Source organism: Streptomyces sp. HUAS TT11 (genome assembly GCF_051553595.1).
GTDB lineage: Bacteria > Actinomycetota > Actinomycetes > Streptomycetales > Streptomycetaceae > Streptomyces.
In genome coordinates this window covers 673052-691814 of sequence record NZ_CP196184.1, presented here as the reverse complement: position 1 = coordinate 691814, position 18763 = coordinate 673052, and the positions used below count along the sequence as shown (strand labels likewise).

Annotated in this window: 21 protein-coding genes; 14 read left to right on the top strand and 7 right to left on the bottom strand. The window is 68.3% G+C overall.

Annotated features, from left to right (window positions below; all coding sequences use genetic code 11):
- Positions 1 to 53 precede the first annotated feature (53 nt).
- Positions 54 to 413, top strand: a complete 360-nt coding sequence (locus tag ACSHXN_RS03425) for an ANTAR domain-containing protein (RefSeq protein WP_438302613.1) — start codon at positions 54 to 56, stop codon at positions 411 to 413.
- A gap of 149 nt (positions 414 to 562) precedes the next feature.
- Here ACSHXN_RS03425 and ACSHXN_RS03420 read toward each other — a convergent pair whose 3' ends face one another.
- Together ACSHXN_RS03420 and ACSHXN_RS03415 are read right to left on the bottom strand one after the other, a co-directional pair.
- On the bottom strand, positions 563 to 1336 hold the full coding sequence (locus ACSHXN_RS03420) for a hypothetical protein (RefSeq protein WP_355136399.1): 774 nt from the start codon (positions 1334 to 1336) through the stop codon (positions 563 to 565).
- A gap of 293 nt (positions 1337 to 1629) precedes the next feature.
- Positions 1630 to 1926 (bottom strand): hypothetical protein, encoded by a 297-nt coding sequence (locus ACSHXN_RS03415; protein ID WP_438302612.1) that lies wholly within the window; start codon positions 1924 to 1926, stop codon positions 1630 to 1632.
- Positions 1927 to 2159: 233 nt separating this feature from the next.
- Between ACSHXN_RS03415 and ACSHXN_RS03410 the strand changes: the two genes are divergently transcribed.
- From ACSHXN_RS03410 to ACSHXN_RS03390, 5 genes are all read left to right on the top strand, one after another.
- Positions 2160 to 2450, top strand: coding sequence for a transposase (locus tag ACSHXN_RS03410; RefSeq protein WP_438306420.1), 291 nt, complete (start codon positions 2160 to 2162; stop codon positions 2448 to 2450).
- 32 nt (positions 2451 to 2482) lie between these two features.
- Positions 2483 to 3070 (top strand): hypothetical protein, encoded by a 588-nt coding sequence (locus tag ACSHXN_RS03405; RefSeq protein ID WP_356113281.1) that lies wholly within the window; start codon positions 2483 to 2485, stop codon positions 3068 to 3070.
- 309 nt (positions 3071 to 3379) lie between these two features.
- Positions 3380 to 3712, top strand: coding sequence for an ANTAR domain-containing protein (locus ACSHXN_RS03400; protein WP_438302611.1), 333 nt, complete (start codon positions 3380 to 3382; stop codon positions 3710 to 3712).
- Between the two features lie 295 nt (positions 3713 to 4007).
- The gene (locus tag ACSHXN_RS03395; RefSeq protein WP_356113283.1) at positions 4008 to 4238 is read left to right on the top strand and encodes a hypothetical protein; all 231 of its coding nucleotides are present in this window, start codon (positions 4008 to 4010) and stop codon (positions 4236 to 4238) included.
- A 46-nt stretch (positions 4239 to 4284) separates the two neighbouring features.
- Positions 4285 to 4566 carry an STAS domain-containing protein gene (locus ACSHXN_RS03390; RefSeq protein ID WP_438306419.1) on the top strand — a complete coding sequence of 94 codons (282 nt, stop codon included), beginning with the start codon at positions 4285 to 4287 and terminating at the stop codon, positions 4564 to 4566.
- A 31-nt stretch (positions 4567 to 4597) separates the two neighbouring features.
- Here ACSHXN_RS03390 and ACSHXN_RS03385 read toward each other — a convergent pair whose 3' ends face one another.
- Entirely contained in the window at positions 4598 to 5116 is a 519-nt protein-coding gene (locus ACSHXN_RS03385; protein ID WP_438302610.1) for an adenylate kinase, read from the bottom strand.
- A 178-nt stretch (positions 5117 to 5294) separates the two neighbouring features.
- On the opposite strand from ACSHXN_RS03385, the gene ACSHXN_RS03380 reads away from it, so the two are divergent.
- Both ACSHXN_RS03380 and ACSHXN_RS03375 read left to right on the top strand, forming a co-directional pair.
- Positions 5295 to 5693, top strand: a complete 399-nt coding sequence (locus ACSHXN_RS03380) for a DUF6234 family protein (protein ID WP_355136409.1) — start codon at positions 5295 to 5297, stop codon at positions 5691 to 5693.
- 62 nt (positions 5694 to 5755) lie between these two features.
- On the top strand, positions 5756 to 6322 hold the full coding sequence (locus tag ACSHXN_RS03375) for a hypothetical protein (protein ID WP_355136411.1): 567 nt from the start codon (positions 5756 to 5758) through the stop codon (positions 6320 to 6322).
- A 229-nt stretch (positions 6323 to 6551) separates the two neighbouring features.
- On the opposite strand, the gene ACSHXN_RS03370 is transcribed toward ACSHXN_RS03375, so the two are convergent.
- Genes ACSHXN_RS03370 through ACSHXN_RS03360 form a run of 3 tightly spaced genes read right to left on the bottom strand, consistent with a single transcriptional unit; the run spans position 6552 to position 8059 of the window.
- A complete protein-coding gene (locus ACSHXN_RS03370; protein WP_355136413.1) occupies positions 6552 to 7043 on the bottom strand; it encodes a DUF4188 domain-containing protein in 492 nt (163 codons plus the stop codon).
- Positions 7044 to 7073: 30 nt separating this feature from the next.
- The gene (locus ACSHXN_RS03365) at positions 7074 to 7286 is read right to left on the bottom strand and encodes a 2TM domain-containing protein (protein WP_356113291.1); all 213 of its coding nucleotides are present in this window, start codon (positions 7284 to 7286) and stop codon (positions 7074 to 7076) included.
- A gap of 41 nt (positions 7287 to 7327) precedes the next feature.
- The gene (locus tag ACSHXN_RS03360) at positions 7328 to 8059 is read right to left on the bottom strand and encodes an alpha/beta fold hydrolase (RefSeq protein ID WP_355136417.1); all 732 of its coding nucleotides are present in this window, start codon (positions 8057 to 8059) and stop codon (positions 7328 to 7330) included.
- A gap of 266 nt (positions 8060 to 8325) precedes the next feature.
- Between ACSHXN_RS03360 and ACSHXN_RS03355 the strand changes: the two genes are divergently transcribed.
- A complete protein-coding gene (locus tag ACSHXN_RS03355; protein WP_356294731.1) occupies positions 8326 to 10893 on the top strand; it encodes an FAD-dependent oxidoreductase in 2568 nt (855 codons plus the stop codon).
- Positions 10894 to 11084: 191 nt separating this feature from the next.
- Here the strand turns inward: ACSHXN_RS03355 and ACSHXN_RS03350 are convergent, their stop codons facing one another.
- The gene (locus ACSHXN_RS03350) at positions 11085 to 11501 is read right to left on the bottom strand and encodes a hypothetical protein (RefSeq protein ID WP_355136421.1); all 417 of its coding nucleotides are present in this window, start codon (positions 11499 to 11501) and stop codon (positions 11085 to 11087) included.
- 758 nt (positions 11502 to 12259) lie between these two features.
- Here ACSHXN_RS03350 and ACSHXN_RS03345 point away from each other — a divergent pair.
- The 5 genes from ACSHXN_RS03345 to ACSHXN_RS03325 all read left to right on the top strand — a co-directional run bounded on the left by ACSHXN_RS03345 (position 12260) and on the right by ACSHXN_RS03325 (position 18718).
- Positions 12260 to 15427, top strand: a complete 3168-nt coding sequence (locus ACSHXN_RS03345) for a BTAD domain-containing putative transcriptional regulator (protein WP_438302609.1) — start codon at positions 12260 to 12262, stop codon at positions 15425 to 15427.
- Positions 15424 to 15606 carry a hypothetical protein gene (locus ACSHXN_RS03340; protein ID WP_438302608.1) on the top strand — a complete coding sequence of 61 codons (183 nt, stop codon included), beginning with the start codon at positions 15424 to 15426 and terminating at the stop codon, positions 15604 to 15606. Before ACSHXN_RS03345 ends, ACSHXN_RS03340 begins: the two co-directional genes overlap by 4 nt.
- Positions 15607 to 16122: 516 nt before the next feature.
- The gene (locus ACSHXN_RS03335; RefSeq protein ID WP_355140973.1) at positions 16123 to 16920 is read left to right on the top strand and encodes an alpha/beta fold hydrolase; all 798 of its coding nucleotides are present in this window, start codon (positions 16123 to 16125) and stop codon (positions 16918 to 16920) included.
- Between the two features lie 35 nt (positions 16921 to 16955).
- Complete coding sequence (locus ACSHXN_RS03330) at positions 16956 to 17276, top strand: hypothetical protein (RefSeq protein ID WP_355140975.1); 321 nt, start codon at positions 16956 to 16958, stop codon at positions 17274 to 17276.
- Between the two features lie 200 nt (positions 17277 to 17476).
- The gene (locus tag ACSHXN_RS03325; RefSeq protein ID WP_355140977.1) at positions 17477 to 18718 is read left to right on the top strand and encodes an MFS transporter; all 1242 of its coding nucleotides are present in this window, start codon (positions 17477 to 17479) and stop codon (positions 18716 to 18718) included.
- Positions 18719 to 18763: the final 45 nt, after the last annotated feature.

Below are 18763 nucleotides of genomic sequence, written 5' to 3'. Positions count from 1 at the left end.
AGCGTTCGTCTGATGGCTGTTCCTGGCAACCCCCCGCACGGCAACGTGGAAACATGATCGAGCGCGGCGAGCACACGGATCGGGTCACGGTCCTGCAGCAAGAAGTCGAACAGCTCCGATCTGCCATGGTTTCGCACGCTCTCATCGATCAGGCGATCGGCGTGGTCGTCACGGTCGGCGGTCTGCGGCCCGAGCAGGGCTGGGAGGTGCTGAAACACATCTCGCAGCACACCAACGTCAAGCTGCGCGAGGTGGCGCGCGTTCTGGTGCAGTGGCCGGCGGGCGGGCCGCTGCCCGAGGTCATCCGCCGGTCGTTGCCGCGTGCAGTCGATCACGCGCGCCGCCTGGACGGCGACCTGTCGTGCGGGGCCGAAGAAGAGGAAGAAGCCGTTGTACGCGACCGGGCTTCATGAGCGGTCGAGCGGTCAGCGGCGGAACGGGGCGGCGGCGATACGGCGCCGACCGTCGGCGGATGCATGCGGGTTCACGGCTTGCCCCGTGCATGCGGGGCGTGCTGCCGGCGCCCGCCGCGGGGAGGGCGCCGGCAGCCTGCCCAGGACCGTCAACGCCCTTCGGTCCCAGGAGTGGCGGGTGGGTGGACGGGAAGCGGTCCGTCGAACCCAGTGAGGGTCGTGACGCTGTGGTACTCGCTGCCGTCCGGGTGGACGAGGTCCTCGTCGAAGCGCACGACCCGGCCCTGCATGTCGACCCAAGCAGTGCACCTGACGCCCTTCGCCCCGGGGACATCGGGCCTGGGCGCCAGCATCGCATACGTCCTCGGGTCGGTGTCCTTGAGCGCGGCGGTGTCGATCCAGCCGCTGAGACGGTACGCGGTCGTGCCGGACGGGGCGCGGACCGGACGCGCGTGGGCGTTGGCGGGCTGACGGGCCAACAGACGGGCCGTCGTGTGCAATTCGACGATCTGGTTGCCGGGCGGCGCCTTTGTGAGGGGGTCGCGCCACCAGCCCTTGACGGTGTCGCCACGGTCATTCACGCGCCGCAGGTAGGCGTGGCCGGGCAGCAGAACCTCCTGCGTCTCCTTGTACTGGTCCGGTGACACCGACGAGATGGCGAACTCACCGCTGGTACGGGCGCCGAGGTTCAGGAAGCCCGCCATGCGCTGGACGCCCCCGGTCGTCGCGAACCGCGCCGAGTACGGATGCCCGGCCCGGTCGGCCAGCGCCTTCCCCACCGCCGAGTGCTCGAGGGGAGCCACGGCCGCGGCACTGCGGGCCGCCGAACCCGCGCTGTCAGACGTCTCCACACGGCAGCCGGAGAGGGCGAGGAGCGCGATCACGAGCACGGAGGCAGACGTGCGCACGGCGGGCAGGCTCATGCGCGCAGTATGCCGGAACCGTTTTCCTGGCCCTCCAGGCACCTTCAGCCAAGGCCGCCGGGCGGTCCGTGCGGTGGTGGGCTTACGGTTCTGCCCTCGGCCACTTGGCGCTGGGGAGTCCAACGGGGTCCGGTCCGGCACCTCTGTGCGACCGCGTGATGATGACGCCCGCTACGTGAACAGGGTTCTGGAACAGGGGAGATACTCTCGACCAAGGCGCTCGTCACGGAGTACCGCACGACAGCACGGCCGGACCTCGCGACGGTCACCCAAGGCGAGTCACGCGCTCCCCTTCAGCAGGCGTGCTCGCGGTCCTCGATGTCGTTCCGCGTGAGCGGCAGGTTTGGATTGTCGACGTTCCACCGGTACTGCAGGTCCTCGTTCCTCAGCAGTACGCCTGCCTCGACCATCCGGTCGAGTAGATCGACGAGCATCTCACCGAGCGGGTAACCGTCCACCCAGAACATCCGCTTGACCCCGCCGAACGTCGCGTTCGCCGGGAACACCCCAAGGATCTTCCCCAGTTCGAAACCCGCCGCGTCGTAGTCGGTCCAGTCGGCCAGAACACCCGGCAGCCCGTCCGTCACCATGGCACCTCCCTCTTCTTGGATCCTCATTGTCTCGGGGACCGAAAGTGAACAGGGCGACGTGACTGCCGTTGCCGCCCGTCACGGTCGCGGCCAGCGGGGTGCCGTTGGCCGGGACGATGACGTGGCGCTTACTGCCCCCATGCCTCGGTTCATCGACGAGCGGCCGGTACCTCGCCGCCTACCTGTGAGGTCGAACAGCAAGGCGCAAGACCGTCCGCGCTCACTGCGCCGCACTGGAAGCCCATACCGGACATGTCCGTTCCTGCTCCCAGATCCTCACCAAGCGACAGGGCCGACGGCTGCTCGAGTGGTTCGACGCAGTCCGCCGAGAGGATCTGCCGGGCCTCCACACCCTCGCAGCCGGCGTCGACCGCGACCGGGCGGCGGTCATCGCCGACCCCACCCTGCCCTGGAATTCCGGAGTCGTCGAACGACACGTCAACCGCATCAAAGTGTTCAAGCGCCGAACGTTCGGCCGCGCTGGTTTCACTCTCCTGCACAACCGAGTCCTGCCGGCCCCCTGATCGATGTCAGTTGCAGGTTGTAGCTTCCCCGCATGGGCGTGTACCTGGTGAGCATGGGCGCGGAGGAATGGTTCGATGAGGAGGAAGACGGGTGGGGCGAAGTCGCTTCGGCCCTCAATGCCGAGCTGAAACGGCGGGGCCTGCCGCCCTATGAGGACGTCCCCGCAGAGACGGACTTCGCGCCGGGCTCAGGTCAGGCTTTCGAGGAGAAGCTGACCCCGTCCATGACCGGGTTCCTCGCGTTGTGCCAGGACCACCTGTCACAGGAGGAATCGGAGACCGTCTGCGGCTGGACGGTGCTCGTGCCTTTTCCGCTCGATGAGGAGATCTGGTTGCCCATCGACGTCGGCTGCTGCGAGTCGACGATGGTCGTCGGCGCCCCCCAGGTGCTACCACTCGCAGAAAGACTTGCCGCGGTCATCGCCCTGCCGCCCGAGACCCCGGCGACATGCGACAACCTCGACCTGAGCATGTGGTTCAGGCACGGAGCGGCGAAGGAACTGGCCGCCACTCGACCGGGACCTTGGAGTGATGACCTGGACACGGCCTTCTACGTGGCACTGTTCCTGCGGGCTGCCCAGCATTCGATCCGGCGTGGCTGCCCCATCGCTTGTACCTGAGATCCGTCCCTGGTTCCGCTGGTCTCCTGACCGAGACCATCTGCAGTGGCGGGGAAGTTAAGCCATCGCCGAAGTTCCGAGCACCTCTCCCACGCGCAGCCCGGCGCTTGACGGTAAGCCACGGGGAGCGACTCCAGCAGCGGCTTCTGCACCCGTGATCACGAACTGCGACTGGAGTACCGAGCTCCGTCTGTCCGTCACCGGCCACACCGGCCCTCACTGTGATCACGGTGAATAATCGCCGTGCGTACTCGGCCCGAGGCTGGACACTCGCAGTGTGGAATACCCACCCCCCACCACGGAGGCAACGTGGACCTCCACGCGGACCGGCTCTCTGACGCGGTTTCGGAGCCGAACGCCGACTCGCTCGGGCAGATCGATCAGCTTGAGGCTCAGGTTGCCCAGCTTGAACGGGACATGAACGCCGACGCCGTGATCGACCAGGCCATCGGAGTCATCGTCGCCATGACGCGTATGACCCCGGCCGAGGTCTGGGACGTGCTTCGCGAGACATCGATGTGCACCGATATCAAGCTGCGCCATGTGGCCGAGCTGGTCGTTTCGTGGGGCAGGACCGGGGTCCTCGCGGCCGACATCCGTCAGGAGATCCACCGACGGCTGCAAGGCCGCATTGCCTGGTGATCGTTCTCGACCCGTCGGCATGTGCGGGCCCGAACGCACTGCGTGATCATCGGGGGTGGCCTCGCGCCCTCTGCCCGGCAGTGGCTCGCGGGCAGGCGGGCGTGCCTCCGTAAGGGCAGAGCACGGCTGCACGAGGGGCGGACGGTGTTGCGAGCGTTCCGCCCTCTCCTCGAGGCGTCGAAGGGCAAGCCGTTCCGCGGTACTTGGCCGTCTCCTCCCAGGCCACGGCGGGGAGGAACGGACGCTGCGCCAGGGTGTGCAGATCCTGGAACCCGGTCCCGAGGATCGAGTCACAGTGAGCCTGGCTTCCGGCGGCCAGCCTCTGGCACTCCGCATCCGCGGCAACGGTCAAGTCGACGCGTTCGCCTCCGACATCGGTCCCGCCCCCGCACATACGGTGATCAGCGCACTGACCCAGTTGCTGGGCAGTTTCGGTGCCGGGCTGGAGGACGACGCCGCCCTACTCGCGCTGGGCGGCCCTGCCATAGTTCCACTCACCCCTCCGGCAACGAACACCCCACGATGAGCATGATCAATATTTTTCCCGCCGTGACACCGCCACCGGATACGTTCTGCACGTGAGCGGTGAACTCGACCTCGCGAATGCCGCCGTCCTGCGCGACCACGTCGAGCAACTCACCCTGGTCCACGGGCACCGCCTGGTCATCGACCTGTCGGGTCTGACCTTCTGCGACTCCAGCGGCATCACCACCCTGTTCGCCGCATGCCAGCATACTCAGGCCGCCGGCGCCGACATCGTGCTGGCCGGCGTTCCCGCTCACACCCTTCGCATTTTCGGCATCATCGGCCTGGATCAGGTCTTCACCTTCTGGACCGGCGCCGACGCCCTCTGACGAAGCAGATCCCGCCCACTTTCCCGCCAGGTCAGAGGGATGCCAGCCAGGTCGCCGTCTCCCTGGGGTGGTGGAAGCGCAGGCTCTGGAGCGGGGCGAAGCGGGGATCGTGGACCCGACGCTCGACCTCTTGGCGGCGTGCCCCCTGTTGGGACCACGCCCACCAGGCCGGGTGCTCCCTGCTGAGCCAGCCCCTCCAGGTCTCCCTGTTGCCGCCGAAGAGGACTTCGCGCGTGACGGTGCGCCGGAAGGACCGGCGCAGGACACGAGGCATGATGACGCGTCGTGGATAGTCCAGCCATATCACCGTGTCGGCCCGGTCCCAGAGCAGGTCACGGACTTCCGGGTAGCCGAGCGAGTCGATGATCCAGCAAGGCTCGGCGGTGAGCCGTGCCACGTCCTCGGCCAACGCACTGTTGACCGCCCAGCCGGGGCCGTTGAAGTACAGTGCGTCCATCTCGTGGTACGGCGATCCCAAGCGACTGCTCAGGGCGTGCGCAAGCGTGGATTTACCTGCACCGGTGACACCCACCACCAAGATCCGCTTCATCGACGCACCCTATCCCGGTGCCCGGTGCCCGGTGCCCGGTGCCCGGTGCCCGGTGCCCGGTGCCCGGTGCGCGAGTGGGCGATCGGCAGACGGTCTGGACTGCGACGACGACGCGGTGGGACCGGAGTTGAGTACGGGTGCTCATGCGCACCATCACCAGCCACGGCATCCTGCACCCATGGCGGACACCCTTTCAGCCCCGGAACGGCGGCGCCCCTGGTCGCGCAGAACGCGCCCGGGCGTGGACCTCGCCCTCGCGATCCCGTTGCTCTTGGCGGAGACCGCGTGGCTCGCGCTGGACTGGATATACGGCTTCGGCCTTGAGGCATGGGCAGCGCAAGGCGATCAAGCACGGATCGATTCGGCCGCCTTCGCACACATGGAGCGGCTACGAATGCTGCTGATCGTCGTGCTCCTCCTGGCAGTTCTCGCGGGAATCTTCCGTGCCCGCTGGACGGTGGTCGCACACCTGTTGGTGGCTCTCCTCGCAGGCGGAATACTGGTGGCTGAGCGGCAGGAGTGGGACAACAGCCACACCCCGTCGCCTACTTGTATCCGCTACAGCGCGAACTGCTGAGACAGCCGGCCGCGGATTGCGCAACGTTGTCGGCTGTTGCGGAGGCGGGGGAAGGGAAACCGATGACGGAACCCGGTCTGTTCGAGCTGGAAACCGTTGTGGTGGGTCAGCCGCGGCGGTCACGGTGGCGCAGATATGTGGGCCCCGCCCTGGCCGTGTCCACCGTGGAGGGGACCCCGCTCGCCTGCGTCACGTACACCGACGACACGTACTCCGTGCTCACGACAACGTCAGGCGAGTTCGTCGTCCGTATCGAGCAGTTCGGGCCCGTGGAGTTCCGCTTCACCGACGCCGCGGACCGCGAGGTCGGCACCGCCGGTGCCCTTGGACTCATCAAGACCCGGCAACTGAGCCTCCGGACGGAACAAGGACGTCAGCTCCTCCTCACGCGGCCGGGTCTCCTGAACGCCGAATGGCAGCTCACGGAGACCGACCCGGAACGGGACCCGACGCCGGAGATACTCGGCCGGGTCACGGTGAGCACCATCGACTCGTGGATCGGGTTGCAGCAGTACGTCGTCGAAACGGACCCTGGCCTGGACGCCTCCGAACGGCGGACCGTCGTCGCCTCGATCGTCTGCCTGCACCTGCTCCGCAGACCTCCGGGTGGCAGCGCCGCGCCGGCGTGATCGTCTGCATGTTGTTGCTGTGGGGGAGTTGCACGTCAAAATAGGCATCGGCGCCGGGATGGCTCATCCCGGCGCCGACCGTTTTTCTCTCACCCTCTTCGATCCGCTCACAGCCCATCGGCACGCCTGGCCGACACCGCGGTACTCGGCTGCACTGTGGTGATGAGACCACGTGGTGTGCATGCGGGCCAAGGCGGTTCGGCGTGAGCGAGTCTGACAGAACGGACGCCTACCCCTTTTCCGCTCTCAGCCGCTGGGCCGCCGTGTCGCCGCGCCGACCGACCGGTACGACACCTGTCGCGGCACCGAGGCCGTAGGCGGGCATGTCGTCGTACACCGATTCGTAGGAGCCCGCCGGGACGATGAACGTCTCGTGCCAGATACCCACATGACCCTTCCCGGCGCGTGCTCGTCGGTTGAACGCCGTCCATGCGGGCCGGTGCTCCCTGTCCTGCTGATGGGCGTAGGTGAGGAGCCGTTCCTTGTCGGTCCAGTACTGGACCACGTAGAACTCTCGGAGGCCGCCGTACAGCACCTTGTAGCCGAGAAGCCCGCTGCCCTTCTCCTGTGACAGCTCACGCAGCATGCGCGGCATCGACATGAATGCCGGCAACCAGCTGGAGAATGCTCGCAGCCGGTTGATCCGTAGCCCGATGTGGAAGACGACGACATCGCCTTCAGCGGCGGCGGTGTTGCGACCCGGAACTACTTTCTCAGACATGATTCCCCATTTGTTCCCCTTTGCAACGGCTCAGGTCGACCGGATGGCTGATCGGGACTTCGAACGAATCACCCAGAAGTGGGCCACCAGCCCGATACCCCAGCCCACAATCGACCACACGGGCCAGAAGAAGTGATCCGGGGTCAGAGTCCCCCACAGCAGCACCTGGACCAGATTGGCGATGACGTACCAGAGAAGGTGGATCCGCAGGCCCCACCTCATGGCCTGTTCACTCTTGTGCATTTTCCCTCCCACGGATCATTGGATCGATGTACTTGCGGTGCTCAGCGGTGTTGTCGCGGGAGAGCCTGTTCCTGCACGGCTGTCTCGATGAGGGCCACCGTCGCGCCCGGCCTGGAGACGAACACCATGTGTGAAGCACCCTCGACCACCTGCGTCTTCGCGTCGGAGCGCTGGGCCATGAACTCCTGCGTCGCCGGTGGGATGATCCTGTCCGCGCCGCTGATCAGGTTGTAGCTCGGGATCGTGTGCCAGGCCTGCGGACCGCTGGCGGGCTCACCGAGGGCGGCGCCAGCGGCCGGACGTTGCGTGATCGAGTAGAGGGCAGCCTCCTCCGCGGACACGTCGGCCGCGAAATGCGGATGAAAGACCTTGGGGTCGATGTAGAGGTCCACCTGTCCGTCGGGTAGCGGTACGGGCTTCAAGGACTCGCCCACGGTGCTGCCCGGGAACCTCTCGACCAGTGCTTGCGCGCTCTCGCCCGCTTCAGGCACGAACGCCGCCAGGTAGACCAGTGCTTTCACGTTCGTGTTTCCCACGGCGGCCGTGGAGATGACTGCACCCCCGTACGAGTGCCCGACCAGCACGATCGGTCCCTCGATGCTGTCCAGCAGTGCCTTGACGTTGGCCGCGTCAAAGGCGAGCCCCCGAAGTGGATTCGGCGCGGCGAGCACTGGATAGCCGTCGGCGACAAGCCGCTTGACGATGGCGTTGAAGCCGCTGCTGTCGGCAAAAGCTCCGTGCACGAGCACGATCGTCGGATTCCCGCTCACCATGGACCAACCTCTCCTTCGGACGACGGCCGACACTGCCGGGAGCGGGTGTCGGGTTCTCCCACACCGTCCGGCTGACGACCACTTCTTCGAACCGCGATTGCGCCGCTCCACACTCGCGCTCGACGCAAAGTTATGGCGTCGCACTGGACGGGAACGGAATGTGACCGGGACGCGGTTCCGGGTGGCCTTCACTGGTCATTCAGTGGACGTCAAGCCGGTTCGGCCAATCTGAGCGCCTCGGAGGACAGCTGACTGGGGGGTTGCCGATGGTGTCGGACGAGGAAGCCGATGTGGTGGTGATCGGGTCGGGAATGGGTGGTCTCGCGGCGGCGCGCGCGATCGCGCAGTTCGGCGGGAAGCGGGTTCTCGTCCTCGAACAGCACTACACGCTCGGCGGGATGACGCACGAGTTCTCCCGCGCCGGGCGATACCGGTTCGGTACCGGGCTGCACTACATGAGCGCGAGCGCCGGCCCGTTCCTAGGTTTCATGACGGACGGACGGGCGCAGCTTTCGCCACTGCCGGACGAGTACGACGCACTGCACTTCCCGGGGTTCGATTTCGCCGTCCCTGCCACGAAGGAACGGTTCCGTGCGCGTCTGAAGGAACAGTTTGCCGCCGAGGCCGACGCCATCGACGGATTCTTCCGGACCACGCGCTGGGCCATGGTCGGGCTGACCGCACGCAATGTCTTCGCATCGTTCCCCGCCGGGCTGCGAAAAGCGAGTGCACGCCTCATCGAGCGGCTCTTCCCGTCGACGTACCGATCGGTGCGCGAACAGGTTGCCCGCAGCTTCCGCGATCCGCGTCTGCAGGCCGTTCTGGCCGCGCGCTGGGGGCTCTACGGCACCCCGCCGGCATCGAGCGCGTTCGGCTATCACGCGGCGGTCCCGCTGACCTTCTTCATGGAAGGCACCGCACATCCCGTGGGCGGCCCGCAGGAGCTCAACCGGGTCGTTCTGGAGATCCTGCAGCGGTACGGCGTGGTGCTGCGCACCCGGCAAACGGTCCATGAGGTCGTCGTCGAGGACGGCAGGGTGGCCGGTGTCGACGTCGAGGACACCGCCACCGGCCGCCGCTACCGAGTGCGGACGAACACCGTTGTCTCGGCGGTCGGAGTGCGCAACACATACGCCCTGATCGGGGAAAGCCACCAACTGGCGGATCTGCCCGAGGAACGGTCGGCGGTCATGCTGTTTCTCGGACTGGACAGGTCGCCGGCCGAGTTCGGGTTGCGCGGCGAGAACCATTGGTTCATGCCGGATCTCGACGACCACGACAGCATTCATCGCCCTCCCGGGGAAGGCACGCTGTACGTCTCGTTCGCCTCGCTCAACAACCCGGCTGCCCGGTTCCACACGGTGGAGTTGCTGGAACTCGTCGATCCGAAGGCGGTCGACCAGTGGCGCGGGACACCCGAGACCGAGCGGCCGGACAGTTACCGCACGTTCAAGGACGAGCTGACCCGGCGCCTGCTCGACCGCCTGGAGGAACGCTGGCCCGGCTTCCGGGAGACGGTCGCATTCGCCGAACTGGCGACGCCACTGTCGTTCGAGACCTATCAGCACAGCGTGCTGGGCTCCTTCTACGGACTCGCGGCGACTCCCCAGCGGTTGCGTTCGGCACGGGCGGGATGCCGTACACCGGTCAAGGGGCTCTTTGTGGCCGGGCAGGACGCCTGGGGCTCCGGCGTGGTGGGAGCGCTGGCGGGCGGGCTGATGGCGGCGAACGCGGTCCTGAAACCGCGGCAGCTAGGGACGATGTGGCAGGCCATCCGTTCCGGCGGGGTGGCCCGGGACCCGGCCACTCCCTGGGAGGGCTATCTGCGCGTGGCCGGCATCGAACCACTGACCCCGACGGTCCGCAGGATCCGCTTCGAACCCCTGGCCGGGGACGCGATGCCGTTCTCGTTCGCCGCCGGGCAGTACGTGAAGGTGGACCTGCCCGTCGCCGTCGAACCGATCGAACGGTCGTACTCGATCTGCAGCAGCCCCGGGGAGAGCGGCTTCGTCGAGATTGCGGTGAAGCACGAGCCGGACGGGTTGGGCTCGGGTTTTCTGCACGAGGAGCTGGAGGTCGGGCTGGCGTTGCGGGTGAGCGGCCCGCACGGCGAGTTCACCTGGGAGCCGGGCGCCGAGGAGAGCACACTCCTCCTCATTGCCGGGGGAGTCGGTATCACCCCGCTGATGAGCGTCCTGTTCGCGGCCGCCGACGCCGGTCATGCGGGGCGGATCGTCCTGCTGGCGAGCTACCGGACCGGGGACGAGGTGGTGTTCGGGCCGGAGATCGCGGCGCTGCGGTCCCGGCTGCCGGGGCTGGAGGTGTCGGTCTTCGTCACCGACCGAACAGGGCGGATCGGTCTCGACCAGCTACTGCCTTGTGCCGGCCCGACGACGCGCGTGCACCTGTGCGGGCCGGCGCCCATGATGCAGGACCTGATCGGCTCCCTGACGGAACTGGGGGTGCCGCGAGCCGCGATCCGCACAGAGGCGTTCGTATCGGGCCGGAGCAAGGAGACCCGCCGGGAGAAGGCGCATGCCATTGCCGTCGCCGCAGCGGCTGCCGGTGTCACCGAGTTCATGATCGGCACGGTCGGCGGCGCCCCGGCGTTCCCTTGCCATCCCGGACAGTCGGTCCTTGACGCCGCCAACGCCGTCGGCGTCGCCCTGCCCCAGTCATGCGGCGAAGGCGCTTGCGGTACCTGCCGGGTGCGGGTGCTCTCCGGCACCTACGAGACCGACGACCGGGGGATGTTCTCCGCCGGCGAGTTGGCGGCGGGCTGGCGGCTGGCCTGCCAGACACTGCCCACCGGGGACCTGGTGATCGGTCGGTAGGACGGGCCGTCCGCGGTTGCTGTCCGCGCCGTCCCGTCGACAGCGCGACGGACAACGGTTTCTGACTCCCAGGGCCTTTGCATGAAAGGATCTCGGCCTGGTTCTTCCGTTGGCGCCGAGGACGTGCGGGAGTAGCGGGCTGGGTGGCTGATGCCTGTTGCCTGAAGTGCCGGTGGCGCCCCTGATGCCCGTCAGCACTTGTCGTCGACGAGTTCGCCGAAGTCTCTGGCGCTCATGGCCCGGTCGTCGGCCCAGACCTGTCCCGGTTGGAGGGAGGCGAGGTCGTCGGCCGTGAAGTAGGCGTGGGCCATGTAGCCACCGGACACGCGGAATCTCAGCGAGTAGGTCCGGCCGGGCAGCAGGGTCTGTGTGCCGAAGGTCTGGACGCGCCATTCCGGTGGCGGGGAGAAGAGTGGGAAGACGACACCTCCGTGGTTCGTCGCTCCCCATGCCTCCCACCCGCTGTCTTCTTTGAGGGCCTGGTCCTCGTCCGGATCATCGGTGCCGGTCTCTGCAGGACGGGAGGCCGAGGAAGAGCCGATCGAGCCAAGTGACGCTTCCTCGAGTGCGGCTTCGCCTTCGTCAAGGGTCCAGCTCGCCAGACCCATTCCCGAAAGGGTCTCGCCCCCTTCGCAGGGCCGCAGTTCGGCCACCGGCTGCCCGTCGTTCCCGGTTCGCACAGCTACGAGCGGGTGGTCAGGAGGGCTGCAGCCGCTCACCATGGTGAGCCCCAACGCCAGGCACGCTGCCGCACACACACGTTTCATTCCGGCTCCCCCTCGGATGCTTACTCCGAGAGGTTCGGTCCGTCCGGGAATAGAGTCGAGTTCCGTACGGTCTCGGTTCGGACTCGTGTGGGTGCAAGCCCCCTGCGCCGAACACGCGGGCCGGAGCATCCAGAGCGCAGGGGCGTTGCGCCCCGCGACGAATCGCCGGAACGACGTGCAGGCGCGCGGAGACATGTCCGTGAGCCCCTGTGCAGCGCGCGCATGTCGACGAGGCAGCGAAGCCCCTGGCGAAAGCCGGCGCGAATGCCGGCACGCAATCGGCGTAGCGGTGACCGGAGCAGCCTCTGTGCTGTGTGGTTCCGGGACGGAACTCCCCCCAGAACTGCGCTGCTCGCGCTCGGCAGTTCGGTCGCGCAGCGGAGGTGGCTGAGGCCGAATCACACCGGGCCCAGCGGATCGGCATGTGGATCGGCCGCGGGGCGCCGATGCGTGGGTACCGGCCGATGGGGGTCCTGGTTCCGCCATGTCAGTAGCGCCCAGCGGTCGTCTCGGCGGATGGACCCAGGCCGCGGATCAACCGTAAAGTGGCTGGGCCGCAGCCGATCGTGGCCGGCCTGTGGGTGGGGGTAGGGGTGGGCATGGCTTCCTCCGGCGGACATCTGCGCCTGCAGATTCTCGGTCCGTTGCGGATCTGGCGGGACGGCGTCGAACTGGACGCCGGGCCTCGGCAGCAGTCGTACCTGCTCGCGGTGCTGCTCGCCCGCGCGGGCAAGCCGATCAGCACGAGCGAGTTGATCGACCTGGTCTGGGCCGAGGACGTCCCGGCGTCGGCGGTGAACATTCTCCAGAAGTACATCGGCGCGTTGCGACGGCTGTTCGAGCCTTTGCGGCCCGTCCGCGAGGCCGGTTCGTTCCTCCACCGTCGCGGCAACTCCTACCTTTTCGCCGCCGGCCCCGCCACGCTGGACCTTGTCGCCTTCCGAGAACTCGTCGATGCCGCCAGGGCCGCGCTGACTCAGCACGATCACGATGTGGCCCTCGATCGTTACGTCGGAGCGCTCGGGCTCTGGCATGGTTCGGCGGGTGACGGCATCGCCGAGGGGACAACCGCCACGACGGTCTTCGCCGCACTCGACAACGAGTTCTACGACGCGTGCACGGCGGCGGCGGAGCTTGCGGTGTCGCTGGGCCGACCGGAGCGGGTGCTTGCGGCTTTGCAACTGGCCGCATCGATGGCACCGTTCAACGAACCCGTGCAGGCCGCTCTTGTCGGCGTTCTCGGCGCCACCGGACGCCAGGCGGAGGCGCTGTCGGTGTTTCGTCAGGCCCGCGACCGGCTCGCCGACGAGCTCGGCATCGACCCGGGTCCGGCGCTGGAGGACGCGCAGCGGCGGATTCTGACGCAGCCCCGGGCGTCGCCGCTTGTGCGGGAGGCGCGCGAGGAGGTCGGGCGGACCACGGCGGCCACTCTGATCGGCCGGACCGAGGAACTCGCCACGCTGCGGGGCATGGTGGAGCGCGCACTTGCCGGCGACACCGCGATCGGCATTGTCGAAGGCGAACCGGGCGCAGGCAAGACCCGGTTGCTGGAGGAGGCCGCCGCCGTGGCCGGCCGGCTGGGTGCACTCACCGTCTGGGGCTCCTGCCTGGAGGGCGACGGGACACCGGCGATGTGGCCATGGGAGCAGGCCCTGAGTCAGGTCGTCGACAGTCTGCCCGCTCCGGCGGGCGGGCAGTGGCTCACCGGCGGGCTGGGAAGCCTCCTCGCGGCGCGGGACGACGCAACCCGGGAACTTCCCGACGGCAACGCCCAGTTCCGGCTGTTCGAACAGGTCGTCGCCCTCGTCGGGCAAGCCTCGGCGCGGCGGCCGACACTTTTGATACTTGATGACCTCCAATGGGCCGACACCACCTCCCTGCAGTTGTTGCAACACCTGGCGGAGCGGCTGCCCCAGGGCACCGCGATCATCGGCGCGCTACGTGACCGCGCACCCGCACTCGGCCCGGGCCTGTCCCGGGTGCTGGCCGCTGCCAGCCGGCGGCCCGGTCACCGCAGGTTCAGGCTCGGCCCGCTCGCTCTGGCCGACGTGAGCGAACTCATCCGCCATGAGGCCGGCCAGGATCCCGGCGACGCCGTGGCCCGCGCCATCCACGCCCGTACCTCCGGCAATCCGTTCTTCGTCCGCGAACTGTCCCGGCTCCTGGGCGGGGACGGTGCGATCGGCAACAGCGAACCGTCCGCATCGGCCGGGGTCCCCTCCACCGTCCATGACGTCGTCCGCGATCGGATGGCCGGGCTCGACGACCGTGCCCTCGACCTGCTGCAGGTGGCCGCGCTCATCGGCCGCGACGTCGATGTCAGGCTGCTGTCCCGCGCCACCGGTGTGGCCGTCGCGGACTGTCTCCATCGCCTGGAACCGCTGCATACTCTCGGGCTGCTCGAACCCGGGCCGAAGGACCCGTCCTCGCTGCGCTTCGCACACGACCTGGTGCGCGAGTCGGTCTCCGAGACCGCGACGCAACAGCAGGCCGCCCACATGCATCTGCGCGTCGCGGACGCGCTCGAACAGATCCATGCCGACGACGAGGACGTCGCCGAACGCCTCGCCTACCACCTGTGGGCCGCCGGCCCCCTCGCCGAACCCGCTCGCACCGCTGAGGCGCTCATGCGCGCCGGGCGCCGCGCGGCGGCCAAACTCGCCTTCGAGTCCGCCAGTCGGCAGCTGCGCTCCGCCGTACAGGTCACCCGGGCTTCCGGACTCATGGAGCTGGAGTTCTCCGCCCTCACACTGCTCGCCATCGTCGTCAGACGAGAGGCGGGCTACGACGCCTCGACCTTCGATCTGCTGGAGCGGGCCGAATACCTGGCCCGCACCCTCGGCCGGGACGCGGAGGCCGCCGACTTCCTCTTCATCCGCCTGATCGGTGCCCACACCTCCATCGAGAACGGTCGTGGGCAGTTGGCCCGCCGCATGCACGAGCTCGGTCAGGTGTCCTCCGATCCGGTCGTCCGACGCTACGGCCGGCTGGCCTGGGGCCTGCATCAGTGGGACATCGGCAACATCGGCGAGGCATATCGGTCCTTCACCAAGGAGGACGGCGCCGCTGTCGGCGGCGCCGTCGCCCCGGATGGAGAGACACCGCTCCGGCGGGACGGCAGCACCATCAGAGAAGGGCCCTTCATGCGGGCGGTCATGACCGCGCTGCGCGGTGATGTCGACGCGGCGCTGGCTTTCGTCAACACCTGGGACTCCCCGGGGGACCCGTTTGCGGTCTCGGTCCGGGTCTACTACACGACCATGATCGCTTCCATGGCAGGGGATGCCGAAACGGCACGGCGAGCCGGCGAGCGGTGGGCCGCCGCCGGCCTCGCCCGTCTCCGCACCCAGAGGGACCACTACATCCGGCAGAACTGGTGCTGGGCACGTGCCCTCACCGGCGAGGATCCGGCCGACGCCGCAGCCGAGGCCGAGGAACTCCTGGTCGCCAACCTGCTCGATCCGCCGCAGTGGGGCATCACCTACCACTACGCACTGATCGCCGAGATGTGGCTGGCAGCCGGGCTGCCCGATCGAGCCGACGACGCACTCGACCGAGCCGACCGGACAATGCGGGACTACGGCCAGCGTTACGCCGAAGGGCTGCTCCTGCTGCTGAAGGCGCGCCTGCTGCAGGCCCGCGGTGCACCCCTCACCGCTGTCCGGGCCGCCGCCGAACGGGCCTACACGCAATCCACCGCATGCCAGGCGCACCTGTTCGCGCGACGCGCCGAACGACTCCTCTCACGACTTGGAGGCAACGCATGACCGCGGGCCCTGACGAACAGAGCGGGCTGACGGCCCTGGCCCGTGGGCTCTCGGCGCCGAAGGGCTTCGTCGACGCAAGCCCGGCCGCCCCTGCCCCCGGAACGATTCTGCTGGGTGGCTTCCCCGCACCTGCGGCTCTGCCGGTCGAGGCGATCGGTCAGGCATCGGCGCAGCTGTAGCAGGCCCCTGACGCCGCGGTCGCGTCCCTGCAGTGTGCGGCGGCGCGCGGATCCGACGCGCTGTGCGACTGGATCGCGAAGGTCGTGGCCGACGGCTTCGATGTCGAACACCTCGCCCGGCGGCTCACCACCGGCGCCGCTTCGTGTACTTGCTTCCCACCTGGTGCTACTCCCTCTGGAAGCTCAAAGACCCCAGTCTCCAGGTGTCCACGATCAAGGGGAAACGTCACCGCCGGGGATCCCGGAGATCCCCGACAGAGGCAAGCTCAGTGCCTGTCACTCGATTTCGCCGACGGGTATTTCACCGACGCGTATTCCGGCTTTGCTCGAAGGCAGCTCCGCTCATTGTCGGCTTCATGTCCGCAGGCTGGTTCGACGTGCTTGACAACAACGGAACTGATGGTGAAGCGGCCCCCGTTGGGTGCCGGGATTTCTGTTCAGTGATCGTCAAGTAGCCGGATCTACGCTGACCCGCGATCACCACCGAGAACACCGGATACCGAAGGGTATACATCGATGACGACAACTCGCCGGGGACTGTTGGCCGGATCCGCCGCGGTCGTAGTGGGCGCCGCACTCGACGCGCCCGCCGCGCAGGCACACTCCGGAAGCGGCAGCGGCAAGAAGCCCACCGTGGTACTCGTGCACGGCGCGTTCGCCGACGCCTCCGGCTGGAACGGGGTCGCCTCCCGGCTCATCCGCGACGGCTATCCGGTCATCGCTCCGCCCAACCCACTGCGCAGCGTGGCCTCCGACTCCGCCTATCTGGCCGGCATCCTCGCGACCCTCAGTGGCCCGATCGTCCTCGTCGCGCACTCCTACGGCGGGATCGTCGTCACGAACGCCGCGACCGGCAACCCGAACGTGAAGGCGCTGGTCTACGTGGCCGCGTTCGTGCCCGACCAGGGTGAGACGCTGCTGGGCCTGCAGACGAAGTACCCGGGAAGCAGGCTCAGCGAGGAGGCGCTGGACTTCCGTCCCTACGGTGAGGGCCTCGTCGACGGCTACATCAAGAAGGAGCTCTTCCACGACGTGTTCGCCGGGGACCTGCCGAGGGCGACCACCGAGCTGATGTGGGCCGGTCAGCGGCCGGCGGACGCCCGCACCCTCGGGGAGCCGTCCGGTGCCCCGGCCTGGAAGACGATTCCGTCCTGGTACCTCGTGGGCCGCGACGACCAGGTGCTGCCCCCGGCGGCGCAGCGGTTCATGGCGCGCCGGGCCGGCGCACACACCTTCGAGGCGGACACCTCACATGTCGCGATGATCGCACAACCGGAGGCGACGGCCTCCCTCATCAAGCGCGCCGCACGCTGACACCACCAAGCCGACGAAGCCAGGAGGGCACGACGATGTTCGAGAGGTTGGGGCGGACGATGGTCAGCCGACGGTGGTGGGTGATCGGTCTGGCCGCGGCCTTCCTGGCGCTCGGCGGCATTTGGGGCACGCGGGTCTTCGGCTCGCTGACCACCGGAGGGTTCGACGACCCGGCCGGCCAGAGCTCGCGCGCGGCCGCACGTGCCGAGGCGACGCTGGGTCGTACCGGCAACGACGCGGTGTCCCTGTACACCAGCCCCAGTACGACAGTTGAAGACCCGGCTTTCCGGTGCGCAGTCACGGAAGCGCTCGAAGCGCTGAACCACGACGTGGTGACCCGGACCGTCACCTATTGACGCACCGGCAGCCCGGCCCTGGCCGGCCACGACCAGCACGGCACCTACGCGGTGCTGACCCTGGCCGACGACCGGCGCCCCTGCGGCGCTTCTACGCCCGCCACGGCCTCCGGGAAGGCGACGACCAGCCCCCCCACCTGATCTCCGTCCCGCACCCGCCCGTTCGCCGTCCAACTCACCCTCCTGCCAAGGACGAGACGATGCTTCAGCGCGCATACAACAGCCAGTGCACTGCCGAGGAGAAGCGGCACACCTCCGCGAAGTCGCCCATCAGAAATCCGAAGCTGACGCTGTTCGCACTGGCGTTGGGCACCTTTGCGATCGGTGCCGGCGAGTTCGGCAGCAACGGCATCATCCAGCTGTTCGCGTCCGATCTGGGAGTGTCCGTTCCGGTCGCGACGTACGCGATCACCGCGTATGCCTTCGGGGTGATGATCGGCTCTCCGGCGATCACCCTGCTCGCCGCCCGGGTCAACCGGCGCACTCTGCTGCTCGGCCTGATCGGGTTGTTCCTGGTCGGCAACGGGCTCTCCGCCCTGGCGCCGGACATCGTGCTGTTCGTCGTTTTCCGGTTCGTCGCCGGCAGCGTGCAGGGTGCGTTCTTCGGCGCCGGGGCCGTCGTCGCCGCGTACGTGTACGGGCCGGGCAAGGGCGGCAAGGCGTTCGCCACCGTGATGGGAGGACTCACCGTCGCCACCATCGCCGGGTCGCCGCTGGGCACCTTCATCGGCCAGCACGCCGGCTGGCGCGTCATGTACGGGACCGTGGTCGCCGTCGGCCTGCTCGCCGGAGCTGCCCTGCTGGCGTGGCTGCCGTGCACCGACGACCTGCGCGGCAGCTCCCTCACGGGCGAACTGGGCGCCCTCCGGCGGCGGGGCGTCTGGCTGATGGTCACCGTCGCGGCGTTCGGCATCTCCAGCATCTTCGCCGTCTACACGTTCATCGGTCCGTTCGTCACCGACGCGGCGCTGCGGGACGCCTCGCTCATCCCGATCGCGCTCGCCGTCTTCGGTCTCGGCATGGCGGTCGGCAACCACGTCGGCGGGCGTGTCGCCGACCGGTACGAGAACCGCGGTCTGATCCTGGGCTACGGCGGTGCTCTGGCGTTCCTGGTGCTGATCGGTGTGGCAGGCGGCAACCTGGCAATTCTGCTGCCCTGCCTGTTCGGCGTCGGCGCGACCATGATGTTGGCCATCCCCACCATCCAGGTCCGGTTGACCGGTTTCGCACCGGACGCCCCGACCCTGATGGGAACGCTCAACCTCGCCGCCCTCAACCTGGCCAACTGTCTCGGGGCGATCGGCGGCGCGGTCGCCCTCGACGCCGGCTGGGGGACCTTGTCCACCGTGTGGGCCGGCTTCGTCCTCACCACCGGGGGTCTGCTCCTGTACGTCGTGACCGTCGCCCGGGTGAAGTCGACGCCCGTTCCTGTTCGTGTCTGAACAGCTCGACTCAACCACTGTTCCAGCAAAAGGCCCATTGTGGTC

Coding starts and splice junctions, on each gene's coding strand:
- ACSHXN_RS03425 (WP_438302613.1), top strand. CDS start 54: ATGATCGAGCGCGGCGAGCACACGGATCGGGTCACGGTCCTGCAGCAA.
- ACSHXN_RS03420 (WP_355136399.1), bottom strand. CDS start 1,336: ATGAGCCTGCCCGCCGTGCGCACGTCTGCCTCCGTGCTCGTGATCGCG.
- ACSHXN_RS03415 (WP_438302612.1), bottom strand. CDS start 1,926: ATGGTGACGGACGGGCTGCCGGGTGTTCTGGCCGACTGGACCGACTAC.
- ACSHXN_RS03405 (WP_356113281.1), top strand. CDS start 2,483: ATGGGCGTGTACCTGGTGAGCATGGGCGCGGAGGAATGGTTCGATGAG.
- ACSHXN_RS03385 (WP_438302610.1), bottom strand. CDS start 5,116: ATGAAGCGGATCTTGGTGGTGGGTGTCACCGGTGCAGGTAAATCCACG.
- ACSHXN_RS03380 (WP_355136409.1), top strand. CDS start 5,295: ATGGCGGACACCCTTTCAGCCCCGGAACGGCGGCGCCCCTGGTCGCGC.
- ACSHXN_RS03375 (WP_355136411.1), top strand. CDS start 5,756: ATGACGGAACCCGGTCTGTTCGAGCTGGAAACCGTTGTGGTGGGTCAG.
- ACSHXN_RS03370 (WP_355136413.1), bottom strand. CDS start 7,043: ATGTCTGAGAAAGTAGTTCCGGGTCGCAACACCGCCGCCGCTGAAGGC.
- ACSHXN_RS03365 (WP_356113291.1), bottom strand. CDS start 7,286: ATGCACAAGAGTGAACAGGCCATGAGGTGGGGCCTGCGGATCCACCTT.
- ACSHXN_RS03360 (WP_355136417.1), bottom strand. CDS start 8,059: ATGGTGAGCGGGAATCCGACGATCGTGCTCGTGCACGGAGCTTTTGCC.
- ACSHXN_RS03355 (WP_356294731.1), top strand. CDS start 8,326: ATGGTGTCGGACGAGGAAGCCGATGTGGTGGTGATCGGGTCGGGAATG.
- ACSHXN_RS03350 (WP_355136421.1), bottom strand. CDS start 11,501: ATGGGTCTGGCGAGCTGGACCCTTGACGAAGGCGAAGCCGCACTCGAG.
- ACSHXN_RS03345 (WP_438302609.1), top strand. CDS start 12,260: ATGGCTTCCTCCGGCGGACATCTGCGCCTGCAGATTCTCGGTCCGTTG.
- ACSHXN_RS03340 (WP_438302608.1), top strand. CDS start 15,424: ATGACCGCGGGCCCTGACGAACAGAGCGGGCTGACGGCCCTGGCCCGT.
- ACSHXN_RS03335 (WP_355140973.1), top strand. CDS start 16,123: ATGACGACAACTCGCCGGGGACTGTTGGCCGGATCCGCCGCGGTCGTA.
- ACSHXN_RS03330 (WP_355140975.1), top strand. CDS start 16,956: ATGTTCGAGAGGTTGGGGCGGACGATGGTCAGCCGACGGTGGTGGGTG.
- ACSHXN_RS03325 (WP_355140977.1), top strand. CDS start 17,477: ATGCTTCAGCGCGCATACAACAGCCAGTGCACTGCCGAGGAGAAGCGG.